The 14,271-nt window shown below is 59.4% G+C and carries 12 protein-coding genes; all 12 read left to right on the top strand.

The features are described 5' to 3' along the window. The first annotated feature begins 39 nt into the window (after positions 1-39). The 12 genes from BW43_RS06750 to nuoC all read left to right on the top strand — a co-directional run bounded on the left by BW43_RS06750 (position 40) and on the right by nuoC (position 14,269). Entirely contained in the window at positions 40-2,265 is a 2,226-nt protein-coding gene (locus tag BW43_RS06750) for an NADP-dependent isocitrate dehydrogenase (protein WP_032889680.1), read from the top strand. 220 nt (positions 2,266-2,485) lie between these two features. Then, positions 2,486-2,932 (top strand): NUDIX hydrolase, encoded by a 447-nt coding sequence (locus BW43_RS06745; RefSeq protein WP_032889681.1) that lies wholly within the window; start codon positions 2,486-2,488, stop codon positions 2,930-2,932. A gap of 59 nt (positions 2,933-2,991) precedes the next feature. Then, positions 2,992-4,116 carry a tRNA 2-thiouridine(34) synthase MnmA gene (mnmA, locus tag BW43_RS06740; protein ID WP_032889682.1) on the top strand — a complete coding sequence of 375 codons (1,125 nt, stop codon included), beginning with the start codon at positions 2,992-2,994 and terminating at the stop codon, positions 4,114-4,116. Then, entirely contained in the window at positions 4,113-4,736 is a 624-nt protein-coding gene (gene hflD / locus BW43_RS06735; protein ID WP_027606331.1) for a high frequency lysogenization protein HflD, read from the top strand. Before mnmA ends, hflD begins: the two co-directional genes overlap by 4 nt. 125 nt (positions 4,737-4,861) lie before the next feature. Beyond that, positions 4,862-6,232: an adenylosuccinate lyase gene (gene purB, locus BW43_RS06730; RefSeq protein WP_032889684.1), complete on the top strand. Its 1,371-nt coding sequence runs from the start codon at positions 4,862-4,864 to the stop codon at positions 6,230-6,232. Between the two features lie 83 nt (positions 6,233-6,315). Then, positions 6,316-7,482, top strand: coding sequence for a cupin domain-containing protein (locus BW43_RS06725; RefSeq protein WP_032889686.1), 1,167 nt, complete (start codon positions 6,316-6,318; stop codon positions 7,480-7,482). Beyond that, the gene (locus tag BW43_RS06720) at positions 7,475-7,897 is read left to right on the top strand and encodes a GNAT family N-acetyltransferase (RefSeq protein ID WP_032889687.1); all 423 of its coding nucleotides are present in this window, start codon (positions 7,475-7,477) and stop codon (positions 7,895-7,897) included. Before BW43_RS06725 ends, BW43_RS06720 begins: the two co-directional genes overlap by 8 nt. A 211-nt stretch (positions 7,898-8,108) precedes the next feature. Continuing rightward, entirely contained in the window at positions 8,109-8,846 is a 738-nt protein-coding gene (locus tag BW43_RS06715) for a secretin N-terminal domain-containing protein (RefSeq protein ID WP_032889688.1), read from the top strand. Positions 8,847-9,331: 485 nt separating this feature from the next. Beyond that, entirely contained in the window at positions 9,332-10,657 is a 1,326-nt protein-coding gene (gene aceA, locus BW43_RS06710) for an isocitrate lyase (protein WP_032889690.1), read from the top strand. A 657-nt stretch (positions 10,658-11,314) separates the two neighbouring features. Then, positions 11,315-11,728 carry an NADH-quinone oxidoreductase subunit A gene (locus BW43_RS06705; protein ID WP_003219575.1) on the top strand — a complete coding sequence of 138 codons (414 nt, stop codon included), beginning with the start codon at positions 11,315-11,317 and terminating at the stop codon, positions 11,726-11,728. A gap of 10 nt (positions 11,729-11,738) precedes the next feature. Next, a complete protein-coding gene (locus BW43_RS06700; RefSeq protein ID WP_003174719.1) occupies positions 11,739-12,413 on the top strand; it encodes an NADH-quinone oxidoreductase subunit B family protein in 675 nt (224 codons plus the stop codon). A gap of 71 nt (positions 12,414-12,484) precedes the next feature. Beyond that, a complete protein-coding gene (nuoC, locus tag BW43_RS06695; RefSeq protein WP_032889692.1) occupies positions 12,485-14,269 on the top strand; it encodes an NADH-quinone oxidoreductase subunit C/D in 1,785 nt (594 codons plus the stop codon). Positions 14,270-14,271 lie beyond the last annotated feature (2 nt).

A 14,271-nucleotide genomic window follows, 5' to 3' on the forward strand; every position in this document is an offset into this window, starting at 1 on the left:
CTGCGCACGCTTTCAGCAAAGAAGAGAGTTAATCCGAATATGCCCACCCGCTCGAAGATCATCTACACCTTCACCGACGAAGCCCCTGCCCTCGCCACCTATTCACTGCTGCCTATCGTAGAGGCCTTCACCGCTTCCGCTGATATTGCCGTGGAAACCCGCGATATTTCTCTCGCCGGGCGCATCCTCGCAAGCTTCCCCGAGCAACTGGGCAACAAGGCCATACCGGACCACCTCGCCGAACTGGGCGACCTGGCCGTTACCCCTGAAGCCAACATCATCAAGCTGCCTAACATCAGCGCCTCGACCCCGCAGCTGCAAGCGGCGATCAAGGAACTGCAGGCCCAGGGCTACGCCCTGCCGGACTACCCGGAAACCGTAACCACCGACGCGGAAAAAGAAACCCGTGCACGTTACGACAAGGTCAAGGGCAGCGCCGTGAACCCGGTACTGCGCGAAGGCAACTCCGACCGCCGCGCGCCGCTGTCGGTCAAGAACTACGCCCGCAAGCACCCGCACAAAATGGGCGCATGGGCTGCGGACTCCAAGTCCCACATCGCCCACATGAGCAATGGCGACTTCTACGGCAGCGAAAAAGCCGTACAGATCGAAGCCGCTGATGCTGTCAAAATTGAGCTGGTCGGCAAGGACGGCACCACCACCGTCCTGAAAGAAAAAACTACCGCTCAAGCTGGCGAGATCCTCGACAGCGCCGTACTGAGCAAAAACGCACTGCGCTCGTTCATCGCCGCTGAAATCGAAGACGCCAAGAAACAAGGCGTACTGCTGTCGGTTCACCTCAAAGCCACCATGATGAAAGTCTCCGACCCAATCATGTTCGGCCAGATCGTTGCCGAGTTCTATAAAGATGCCCTGGCCAAGCACGCCACGGTACTGGAGCAGATCGGCTTCAACCTGAACAACGGCATCGGTGACCTGTACGCTCGCATCAAGACTCTTCCGGCCGAGCAGCAAGCGCAGATCGAAGCTGACATCCAGGCAGTCTACGCCGCTCGCCCTTCCCTGGCGATGGTCAACTCCGACAAAGGCATCACCAACCTGCACGTGCCGAGCGACGTCATCGTCGACGCCTCGATGCCAGCCATGATCCGTGACTCCGGCAAGATGTGGGGCACCGACGGCCAGCTGCACGACACCAAGGCCGTGATCCCGGATCGCTGCTACGCCACTATCTACCAAGCGGTCATCGAAGACTGCAAGACCAATGGCGCTTTCGATCCAACCACCATGGGCAGCGTGCCAAACGTTGGCCTGATGGCGAAGAAAGCAGAAGAGTACGGCTCCCACGACAAGACTTTCCAGATCAAGGCTGACGGCGTAGTCCGTATCACCGACAGCAAGGGCAACCTGCTGATGGAACAGAACGTCGAAGCCGGCGATATCTTCCGCATGTGCCAGACCAAAGACGCGCCGATCCAGGATTGGGTCAAGCTTGCCGTCAACCGCGCGCGCGCCAGCAACACCCCTGCCATCTTCTGGCTGGACCCTAAGCGCGCTCACGACGGCGTCGTGGTCGAGAAAGTTCAGGCCTATCTGAAAGACCACAACACCGAAGGTCTGGACATCCGCATCATGTCGCCAGTCGACGCGATGAAGTTCACCCTGGAGCGCACCCGCAAGGGCCTGAACACCATCTCGGTGACCGGCAACGTACTGCGCGACTACCTGACCGACCTGTTCCCGATCATGGAACTGGGCACCAGCGCCAAGATGCTGTCGATCGTGCCGCTGATGAACGGCGGTGGCCTGTTCGAAACCGGCGCCGGCGGTTCGGCACCGAAGCACGTGCAACAGTTGCTGGAAGAAAACTTCCTGCGCTGGGACTCCCTGGGCGAATTCCTGGCCCTGGCCGCCTCCCTTGAGCATTTGGGTGTGACGTACAACAACCCGAAAGCCCTGGTACTGTCCAAGACCCTGGACCAGGCCACTGGCCAATTCCTCGACAACAACAAGTCGCCATCGCGCAAAGTCGGCAACATCGACAACCGCGGCAGCCACTTCTACCTGGCGCTGTACTGGGCTCAAGCCCTGGCCGCCCAGACCGAGGACACTGCACTGCAAGCGCAGTTCGGCGAACTGGCAAAAACCCTGGCCGAGAACGAAGCAACCATCGTTGCCGAACTCAACGCCGTACAGGGCAAGCCAGTGGACATCGGCGGCTACTACGCGCCGAACCCAGAGCTGACCAGCAAGGCCATGCGCCCAAGCAACACCCTCAACGCGGCAATTGCCAAGTTGAAGTAAGGTTGTAAGGATGCAAAGAAGCCCCGGCCCTGTGCCGGGGTTTCTGTTTCTACCGCTCAACGGAAGAAACCGGATCAAATGTGGGAGGGGGCTTGCCCCCGAAAGCGATGGATCAGTCGAGCTATTGGTAACTGACAAAGCGTCATCGGCGGCAAGCCCCCTCCCACACTGGCCGTAATTCTGTCCAAACACCGCGTCATATCTTGAATCGAGGCATCCCATGACCTGGCAACCCCACATTACCGTCGCCACCATCGTCGAAGACAAAGGACGCTTCCTGATGGTCGAAGAACTCAAGGGCGGTCGCGCCGTGCTCAATCAGCCCGCCGGCCACCTTGACCCAGACGAAACCCTGACCGAGGCCGCCGTGCGTGAAACTCTCGAAGAAACCGGCTGGGACGTTGAAGCCACCGGTATCGTCGGCATCTACCTGTACACCGCACCCAGCAATGGCGTGACCTACCAAAGGGTCTGTTTCATTGCCAAAGCCCTGAAACACCACCCGAACTACCAACTCGACGAAGGCATCCTGCGCGCCCGCTGGCTGAGCCGTGACGAGCTGATGGCCGTGCGCGAGGACTGGCGCAGCGAGCTGATCATCCGCTGCATCGATGATTATCTGGCCGGCCAGCGTCACAGTCTGGAATTGATCCGCCCTTCTCTTTAGCCTTGCGGGCCCAGGCCTGCTAGAATCGCGTCCTTTTTCAAGACACCCGTTGAAACCCTATGCGTGATCCAGCCCCTTCTGACACACAAAAGAAGCGCGTCATCGTCGGCATGTCCGGCGGCGTGGATTCTTCCGTTTCCGCCGTTCTGCTCATGGAGCAGGGTTATGAGGTGGAAGGCCTGTTCATGAAGAACTGGGAAGAAGACGATGGAACGGAATATTGCACCGCCATGGACGACCTGGCAGATGCCCAGGCCGTGTGTGACAAGATCGGTATCAAGCTGCACACCGCCAACTTCGCCGCCGAGTACTGGGACAATGTGTTCGAGCACTTCCTGGCTGAATACAAGGCCGGTCGCACGCCGAACCCGGACATCCTGTGCAACCGCGAAATCAAGTTCAAGGCGTTCCTCGACTACGCCATGATCCTTGGCGCCGACCTGATTGCCACTGGCCACTACGTGCGCCGCCGCGACATCGATGGCCGTACTGAACTGCTCAAGGGCCTGGACCCGAACAAGGACCAGAGCTACTTCCTGCACGCTGTTGGCGGTGAACAGATCGCCAAGACCCTGTTCCCGGTGGGCGAGCTGGAAAAACCCGAAGTGCGCAGGATCGCCGAGAAACACGGCCTGGCTACCGCGAAGAAAAAGGATTCCACCGGGATTTGCTTTATCGGCGAGCGCCGCTTCAGCGACTTCCTTAAGCAATACCTGCCGGCGCAACCGGGTGAGATCAAGACCACCGAAGGTGAAGTGATCGGCCGTCACCATGGCCTGATGTACCACACCATTGGCCAACGCCAGGGCCTGGGCATCGGCGGTTTGAAAGACGCCGGTGAAGAGCCGTGGTATGTGCTGGTCAAGGACCTGGAAAACAACGTGCTGATCGTCGGCCAGGGTAATGAACACCCGCTGCTGTTCTCGGGCGCGCTGCTGGCCTCGGAGATCTATTGGGTCAACCCGATCGACCTGAGCACCCCGCGCCGCCTGACTGCCAAAGTGCGCTATCGCCAAAGCGACCAGCCCTGCACCCTGGAAAAAACCGCGACAGGCTACCGCGCCACCTTTGATGACCCGCAACGCGCGGTCACCCCCGGCCAGTCTGTGGTGTTCTATGACGGCGAAATTTGCCTGGGCGGCGGCGTGATTGAAGTCGCGCAAGCCTGGAGCAACCCGGCATGAGCCCTACCCAAGAGCAATTGACGGCACTCGGCGGGGTATTTCTCTCCGCCGTGCTCGTGGACAAGATCGCCAAGACCGGCCAGGTCACCGAAGCCGGCCTGACTTGCATGCTCGGCAGCCTGCTGATCCGCGACCCCAAGGACACTCTGGAAGTCTACGGCGGCGACGACCTCGCACTGCGTGAAGGTTACCGCGCCCTGATCGGCGCCCTGGAGCGCGACCCCAGCACCTTGCAGCGCGAGCCGCTGCGCTACGCCCTGTCGATGCTCGGCCTCGAGCGCCAACTGGCCAAGCGCGAGGACATGCTGGAAACCATCGGCAAACGCCTGCCACAAATCCAGTCCCAGGTAGAACACTTCGGCCCGGCCCACGAAAACGTGATCGCCGCCTGTGGTGCGCTGTATCAAGACACCTTGAGCACTTTGCGCCAGCGGATCCAGGTTCACGGCGACATGCGCAACCTGCAGCAACCGAACAACGCCTCGAAAATCCGCGCCCTGCTTCTGGCCGGTATTCGCTCGGCGCGGTTGTGGCGTCAGTTGGGCGGCCATCGCTGGCAGCTGGTGATCAGCCGTCGAAAATTGCTCAAAGAGCTTTACCCGTTGATGCGCAACGAATAAGTCGCAGCAAAGGGCTTTTTTCAAGCCGTTACGCGTAATACGCCGGTCAGTTGGCGACGGACCGGCGGATTTTTTCATGTATGATACGCGCCCCATTTCGTTGCCCGACTGTCCGAGAACACCCCATGCAGCTCTCTTCGCTCACTGCGGTTTCCCCTGTTGACGGCCGCTACGCCGGCAAAACCCAGGCCCTGCGCCCTATTTTCAGCGAATACGGCTTGATCCGTGCTCGTGTTCTGGTTGAAGTGCGCTGGCTCCAGCGCCTGGCCGCTCATCCCGCCATCAGCGAAGTGCCGGCGTTCTCTGCCGAAGCCAACGCTGTGCTCAACACCCTGGCGGAAAATTTCTCCCTGGAGCACGCCGAGCGTGTGAAAGAGATCGAGCGCACCACCAACCACGACGTCAAAGCCATTGAATACCTGCTCAAAGAGCAGGCGGCCAAGCTGCCGGAACTGGCCCAGGTCAGCGAGTTCATCCACTTTGCCTGCACCAGCGAGGACATCAACAACCTGTCCCACGCCCTGATGCTGCGCGAAGGCCGCGATGACGTGATGCTGCCACTGATGCGCCAGACCGCCGAAGCTATCCGCGAACTGGCCATCCGTTTCGCTGACGTGCCAATGCTGTCGCGCACCCACGGCCAGCCAGCTTCGCCGACCACCCTGGGCAAAGAACTCGCCAACGTGGTGTATCGTCTGGAGCGTCAGATTGCTCAAGTCGCTGCCGTACCATTGCTGGGCAAGATCAACGGCGCCGTCGGCAATTACAACGCGCACCTGTCGGCCTACCCTGAGATCGACTGGGAAGCCAACGCCCGCGCCTTCATCGAAGACGAGCTGGGCCTGGGCTTCAACCCTTACACCACGCAGATCGAGCCCCACGACTACATCGCGGAGCTGTTCGACGCCATTGCGCGCTTCAACACCATCCTGATCGACTTCGATCGCGATATCTGGGGCTACATCTCCCTGGGCTACTTCAAGCAGCGCACCATTGCCGGTGAAATCGGTTCGTCGACCATGCCGCACAAGGTCAACCCGATCGACTTCGAAAACTCCGAAGGCAACCTCGGCATCGCCAACGCCCTGTTCCAGCATCTGGCCAGCAAGCTGCCGATCTCCCGCTGGCAGCGCGACCTGACCGACTCGACCGTACTGCGCAACCTCGGCGTGGGTTTTGCCCACAGCGTGATCGCGTACGAAGCCAGCCTCAAAGGCATCAGCAAGCTGGAGCTCAACGCGCAGAAAATCGCCGCTGACCTGGACGCATGCTGGGAAGTGCTGGCCGAGCCGATCCAGACCGTGATGCGTCGCTACAACATCGAAAACCCGTACGAGAAGCTGAAAGAGTTGACGCGCGGCAAGGGCATCAGCCCTGAAGCGCTGCAAACTTTCATCGACGGCCTGGACATGCCAGCCGCCGCCAAGGCCGAGCTGAAACTGCTCACCCCGGCCAACTACATCGGCAACGCGGTAGAGCAAGCCAAGCGCATCTGATCATCGCAAGACCCTTGAGACGCCCGGCCGCGCCGGGCGTTTTTATTCCAGTCTGAAAAGTGCTTTCTTTCAATAGGTTACACATGAATCCTGACATCCCTCTTCAACTTCTGGGCGGCATCACGGCACGGGAATTCCTGCGCGACTACTGGCAGAAAAAACCACTGCTGATCCGTCAGGCCATCCCTGATTTCGAAAGCCCGATCGACGCCGACGAACTGGCCGGCCTGGCCTTGGAAGAAGAAGTCGAATCGCGCCTGGTGATCGAACACGGCGAGCGCCCGTGGGAACTGCGTCGCGGCCCGTTCGCCGAAGACGCCTTCGGCAGCCTGCCTGAGCGCGAGTGGACCCTGCTGGTGCAGGCGGTCGACCAGTTCGTTCCGGAAGTGGCCGAGCTGCTGGAGCAGTTCCGCTTTCTACCAAGCTGGCGCATCGACGATGTGATGATCAGCTTCGCCGCGCCTGGCGGCAGCGTTGGTCCGCACTTCGACAACTACGATGTGTTCCTGCTGCAAGCCCAAGGCAAGCGCAACTGGAAGATCGGCCAGATGTGCAACTCCGAAAGCCCGCTGCTGCAACACGCCGACCTGCGCATCCTCGCCGAATTCGAAGAAACCGCCGAATGGGTACTCGAACCGGGCGACATGCTCTATCTGCCGCCACGCCTGGCACACTTCGGCATCGCCGAAGACGACTGCATGACCTACTCGGTCGGCTTCCGTGCGCCGAGCGCCGCCGAAGTGCTCACGCACTTCACCGATTTCCTCGCCCAATACCTGACGGATGAAGAGCGCTACACCGACGCCGACGCGCAGCCGGTCAGCGACCCGCATCAGATCCAGCGCGACGCCCTCGACCGCCTCAAGAGCCTGCTGGCCGAGCACATGAGCGACGAACGCATGCTGCTGACCTGGTTTGGCCAGTTCATGACCGAACCGCGCTACCCAGAACTCGTCGCCGGCGAAGAGCTGGGCGAAGAAGACTTCATCAGCACCCTGCAAGACGGCGCGATTCTGGTACGCAACCCAAGCGCGCGCATGGCGTGGTCGGAAGTGGACGACGACGTGCTGCTGTTTGCCAGCGGCCAGAGCCGCTACCTGCCCGGCAAGCTGCGTGAACTGTTGAAACTGGTGTGCTCCGCCGATGCGCTGCACAGCGAAAACCTGGGTGAGTGGCTCGCCGACGAAGACGGCCGCGACCTGCTGTGCGAGCTGGTCAAGCAAGGCAGCCTGGGATTTGCCGATGAATAAAATTCACGTAAGTGTCGCGGACTGGCAAAAGGATATCGCCGAGATTCGGCGCATTCGTGAAGCGGTATTTATCGCTGAACAATCGGTTCCGCCCGAGTTGGAGTGGGACGCGGATGACGCTGGTGCGATGCACTTCCTGGCGTTCGAAGGCGACTTTCCAATCGGCACCGCTCGCCTGCTGCCCAGCGGCGAGATCGGCCGCGTATCGGTCCTCAAGGACTGGCGCGGCCTGAAGGTTGGCGACAAGCTGATGGAAGCGGTAATTGGCGTGGCCGAGCAACGCGGCCAGACCAAACAGTTCCTCAGCGCGCAGGTCTATGCAGCGCCATTTTATGAGCGGTTGGGCTTCAAGATCGTCAGCGATGAGTTCCTGGAAGTCGGGATTCCCCATGTTGATATGGTGCGTGGGGGCTGACGCCTGCTTAAGGGCTTGTCTGTGGTGAGCGGGCTTGCCCCGCGCTGGGCTGCTTAGCAGCCACAAAACCAAACGCCGCGTTCTTTCTGAAAGAACGCGGCGTTTTTTATAGGGACCGCTACGCAACCCAGCGCGGGGCAAGCCCGCTCACTACACCCCAGGCCGACAAACTGGCACTATCAAGCCTAAATGACTCGCAGAGATAACGGACATGTCCCTACGCACCCTGCTCACCGCCCTCCTCCTGGCCGTCAGTTGCTCGACAATGGCCGACACCGAAGTCGTCAACCTGAACAACCGCACCAGCGCCGATCTATTGCCGGTGGCGCAGAATTTTATCGGCAAGGACGGCACCGTCAGCGCCTACGGCAACCAACTTATTGTTAACGCCGATCCCGGCAAGCTCCAGGACCTGCGCGCACTGATTGCACAACTGGACACACCGGCCAAGCGCCTGCTGATTACTGTAGACACGAACGAAAACAACCAACAGAACAGTGGCGATAGCCAAACCCGCATCATCAACTACGGCACTGCCAGTCGCGACGGCGGCATCCAGCAGATCCAGGCCAGCGAAGGCGTGCCCGCGCTGATCCAGGTTGGCCAGAGCGTGCCACTGACCACCACCCAACCAGACGCCTACGGCCGCCCGCAGAACCAGACCCAATACCGCAACGTCACCCAGGGCTTCTACGTCACTGCCAGCGTCACCGGCGAGACCGTGCATCTGGCGATCAGTACCAACCGTGACCGCATGAGCCAGGAACGTCCCGATGTAGTGAATGTGCAAAGCACCGACACAACCGTCAGCGGGCGTCTTGGCGAATGGATCCCCCTGGCCGGCATCAACCGTGAAACCCAAGCCGATAAATCCTCTACAACCCGCAGCTACTCTACCCAGGGCCGCGATGACCTGACGTTGCGGGTCAAGGTCGACACCCTGAACTGAAGCACCAAAAACTGACTGATGAGTCGTATTAGACTAAAGATGTAGTGCTATAAAAAAAGCACTACAAAACATTTGACGATCCAAAAAAGCATGGGCATGATGGCCTCGCTCCCGCTAATCAGGGGCCCTGGCAAGGGCCTTCGGATCGTCGCTCTAAGCTACCCACCTGAGCCGATTCGTGTCTGTACCGCCCACAAGGTGTGTTTGACGAGGTTGCGACTGGAACGAAGTTGTCCCGAGGGACGGAAGCTAACCAGGTAACCCGGCAACATGCTGCAGAATACCCAAGGGCCCACGATGCCCGAAGACCGTTCTCGGCCAGCCTTTACCTGCCCCCTCTCGATCATCGTTCATCCCGTCGCCTTCCCCGTCGAACCTGACTTGACCACCTATGCTTCTGGTCAGCGAGCAGCCATACCCCGCAACGATTGCGCGGCTGGCAAATGGATCTTTCCACCTAGACCTATGCGACGAGGTTTTTCCCCATGGCACTGACACGCGAACAGCAAATTGCAGCCCTTGAAAAAGATTGGGCTGAAAACCCACGCTGGAAAGGCGTAACCCGCGCTTATTCCGCTGCTGACGTCGTCCGCCTGCGTGGCTCGGTTCAACCTGAGCACACCTTTGCAAAACTCGGCGCCGAGAAGCTGTGGAACCTGGTCATCCAAGGTGCCAAGCCTTCCTTCCGTCCCGACAAAGATTTCGTCAACTGCATGGGCGCCCTCACTGGCGGTCAAGCAGTCCAACAGGTAAAAGCCGGCATCCAGGCGATCTACCTGTCCGGCTGGCAAGTGGCAGCGGACAACAACTCCGCTGAATCCATGTACCCCGACCAATCGCTGTACCCGGTTGACTCCGTGCCAACCGTAGTCAAGCGCATCAACAACTCGTTCCGTCGTGCTGACCAGATCCAGTGGAAAGCTGGCAAAGGCCCAGGCGATGAAGGCTACATCGACTACTTCGCGCCAATCGTAGCTGACGCCGAAGCCGGCTTCGGCGGCGTACTGAACGCCTATGAGCTGATGAAGAGCATGATCGAAGCAGGCGCCGCGGGCGTTCACTTCGAAGACCAACTGGCTTCCGTGAAGAAATGCGGCCATATGGGCGGCAAGGTACTGGTTCCGACCCAAGAAGCTGTACAGAAGCTGACCGCTGCCCGTCTGGCGGCTGACGTTGCCGGCACACCGACCATCATCCTGGCCCGTACCGACGCCAACGCAGCAGACCTGTTGACCTCGGACTGCGACCCGTACGACCAGCCATTCGTTACCGGCGAACGCACTCAGGAAGGTTTCTACAAGGTACGCGCCGGCCTCGATCAGGCCATCGCCCGCGGTCTGGCCTACGCACCGTATGCCGACCTGATCTGGTGCGAAACCGCCAAGCCGGATCTGGACGAAGCGCGTCGTTTCGCCGAAGCGATCAAGAAGGAATACCCGGACCAACTGCTGTCCTACAACTGCTCGCCTTCTTTCAACTGGAAGAAGAACCTGGACGACGCGACCATCGCCAAGTTCCAGCGCGAACTGTCCGCCATGGGCTACAAGCACCAGTTCATCACCCTGGCCGGCATTCACAATATGTGGCACAGCATGTTCAACCTGGCGCACGACTACGCCCGCAACGACATGACCGCCTACGTGAAGCTGCAGGAGCAGGAATTCGCTGACGCCTCCAAAGGCTACACCTTTGTGGCGCACCAGCAGGAAGTGGGTACTGGCTACTTCGATGACATGACCACCGTGATCCAGGGCGGCACCTCGTCCGTGACCGCGCTGACCGGGTCGACTGAAGAAGAGCAGTTCCACTGATCGATGTGAGTACACAGCCACTGCGGACCCGTTAAAGAGCTAACCGCAGTGCTGCACGACAATCACGCCCCGACTGGTTCGGGGCGTTTTTTTGCCTGAGATATCTGCCCCGGGCCAATGAGAATCCAAATGTGGGAGGGGGCTTGCCCCCGATAACGGTGGATCAGCAACAGCGTTATTGACTGACACTCAGCCATCGAGGGCAAGCCCCCTCCCACAAGGGAACGCACGCAACCTGAAGATTTTGTACAAAACCTTGATCCAGAGCGGTATTCGCTGCGGATAAATCGGTTAAAAGATCCGCTCCGGCAACTTGCGCCAATCAAACAAGTAACGGCAACTTACCCCGCCACATGAGAAACAATCGCTTAAACCCCCGCACAAACAATATTCATTATCATTTAGACCATGAAAACTTCGTTACTGGTTAAACAAAACATAATTGATCAAATGCCCGCTAATCCCCGCCCCGCAAGGGCTACAGCCCCAAGAAGGTGCACTATGTCCTTATTCCATCGAATAATTTCGCTATAGGAATTTTACTTGCCCGGTGTTTAGCCATAAAATCACCGCGATTGACTGCGCTGCGACATATCGTCACTGCATCATTACTTTTTCGAGCTCAGAGACCTTTGCTCTCTGTTAAGGATTTCCAGCATGACCGAAGCGACAGGACTCATGGCCCACAACTGGGGCTTTGCCATTTTCCTCCTCGGTGTTGTCGGCCTTTGCGCCTTCATGCTCGGTGTTTCCAGCCTCCTCGGGTCAAAAGCCTGGGGCCGCAGCAAAAACGAACCGTTCGAGTCGGGCATGCTACCTACAGGTGGCGCCCGTCTGCGGCTCTCAGCCAAATTCTATCTGGTCGCGATGCTGTTCGTGATCTTCGATATCGAAGCCCTCTTTCTCTTTGCCTGGTCTGTGTCCGTCCGCGAAAGCGGCTGGACCGGATTCGTCGAAGCTCTCGTTTTCATAGCAATTCTGTTGGCAGGCCTTGTCTACCTATTTCGAGTGGGCGCCCTTGACTGGGCTCCGGAAGCTCGTCGTAAGCGGCAAGCGAAGCTGAAACAATGAGGCTTTGGCGATGCAATACAATCTCACCAGGATCGACCCGGATGCTCCTAACGAGCAGTACCCCATCGGCGAACGGGAAACCGTTTCCGATCCGTTAGAAGACCAAGTCCACAAAAACATCTACATGGGCAAACTCGAAGACGTGCTGAGTGGCGCGGTCAACTGGGGGCGTAAAAACTCCCTGTGGCCGTACAACTTCGGCCTTTCGTGCTGCTACGTGGAAATGACCACCGCCTTCACGGCGCCCCACGACATCGCGCGCTTTGGCGCCGAAGTTATCCGGGCATCACCGCGCCAGGCGGATTTCATGGTTATCGCCGGAACCTGCTTCATCAAGATGGCGCCAATCATTCAGCGTCTCTACGAGCAAATGCTCGAACCGAAGTGGGTTATCTCCATGGGTTCGTGCGCCAACTCCGGTGGCATGTACGACATCTACTCAGTGGTCCAAGGGGTGGATAAGTTCCTGCCCGTGGACGTCTACGTGCCTGGCTGCCCGCCCCGCCCTGAAGCATTTCTGCAAGGCTTGATGCTGTTGCAGGAATCGATTGGCAAGGAGCGTCGTCCGCTTTCCTGGGTCGTCGGCGATCAAGGCGTTTACCGCGCCGAGATGCCCTCGCAAAAGGAACAGCGCCGCGAACAGCGAATCGCAGTCACCAACCTGCGCAGCCCTGACGAAGTCTGATCCAGCCCGCTTCTTTTATAGAACGAACACCTGGCTTCATTCTTTACGTTGACCGAAAGCGATAAAAAACCATGACTACAGGCAGCGCTCTGTACATCCCGCCTTATAAGGCAGACGACCAGGATGTGGTCGTCGAACTCAATAACCGTTTTGGCGCTGACGCCTTCACCGCCCAGGCCACACGTACCGGTATGCCGGTGCTGTGGGTGGCGCGCGCCAAGCTCGTCGAAGTCCTGACCTTCCTGCGTAACTTGCCCAAGCCGTACGTCATGCTTTATGACCTGCATGGCGTGGACGAGCGTCTGCGCACCAAGCGCCAGGGCCTGCCAAGCGGTGCCGATTTCACGGTGTTCTACCATCTGATGTCGCTGGAACGTAACAGCGACGTGATGATCAAGGTTGCCCTCTCCGAGAGCGACCTGAGCGTCCCGACCGTAACCGGTATCTGGCCCAACGCCAGCTGGTACGAGCGTGAAGTGTGGGACATGTTCGGCATCGATTTCCCCGGCCACCCGCACCTGACGCGCATCATGATGCCGCCAACGTGGGAAGGTCACCCGCTGCGCAAGGACTTCCCTGCCCGCGCCACCGAATTCGACCCGTTCAGCCTCAACCTCGCCAAGCAACAGCTTGAAGAAGAGGCTGCGCGCTTCCGTCCGGAAGACTGGGGCATGAAACGCTCCGGCACCAACGAGGACTACATGTTCCTCAACCTGGGCCCGAACCACCCTTCGGCTCACGGTGCCTTCCGTATCATCCTGCAACTGGATGGCGAAGAAATCGTCGACTGCGTGCCGGACATCGGCTACCACCACCGTGGCGCCGAGAAGATGGCCGAGCGTCAGTCGTGGCACAGCTTCATCCCGTACACCGACCGTATCGACTACCTCGGCGGCGTGATGAACAACCTGCCGTACGTGCTCTCGGTCGAGAAGCTGGCCGGCATCAAGGTCCCGGACCGCGTCGACACCATCCGCATCATGATGGCCGAGTTCTTCCGGATCACCAGCCACCTGCTGTTCCTGGGTACCTATATCCAGGACGTCGGCGCCATGACCCCGGTGTTCTTCACATTCACCGACCGTCAGCGCGCCTACAAGGTCATCGAAGCCATCACCGGTTTCCGTCTGCACCCGGCCTGGTACCGCATCGGCGGCGTGGCCCACGACCTGCCGAATGGTTGGGAGCGCCTGGTCAAGGAGTTCATCGACTGGATGCCCAAGCGTCTGGACGAGTATCAAAAAGCCGCGCTCGATAACAGCATCCTCAAGGGCCGTACCATCGGCGTCGCCGCCTACAACACCAAAGAGGCCCTGGAATGGGGCGTCACCGGTGCAGGCCTGCGCTCGACTGGCTGCGACTTCGACCTGCGTAAAGCGCGCCCATACTCCGGCTACGAGAACTTCGAGTTCGAAGTGCCGGTGGCCGCCAATGGCGATGCCTACGACCGTTGCATCGTGCGCGTCGAAGAAATGCGCCAGAGCCTGAAGATCATCGAACAGTGCATGCGCAACATGCCGGCCGGCCCGTACAAGGCGGATCACCCGCTGACCACGCCGCCGCCCAAAGAACGCACGCTGCAGCACATCGAAACCCTGATCACGCACTTCCTGCAGGTTTCGTGGGGCCCGGTCATGCCGGCCAACGAATCCTTCCAGATGATCGAAGCGACCAAGGGTATCAACAGTTATTACCTGACGAGCGATGGCGGCACCATGAGCTACCGCACCCGGATTCGTACTCCAAGCTTCCCGCACTTGCAGCAGATCCCTTCGGTGATCAAAGGCGAGATGGTCGCGGACTTGATTGCGTACCTGGGTAGTATCGATTTCGTTATGGCCGACGTGGACCGCTAAGC

The sequence above is a fragment of the Pseudomonas sp. RIT357 genome, from assembly GCF_000632245.1.
Taxonomy (GTDB): domain Bacteria; phylum Pseudomonadota; class Gammaproteobacteria; order Pseudomonadales; family Pseudomonadaceae; genus Aquipseudomonas; species Aquipseudomonas sivasensis.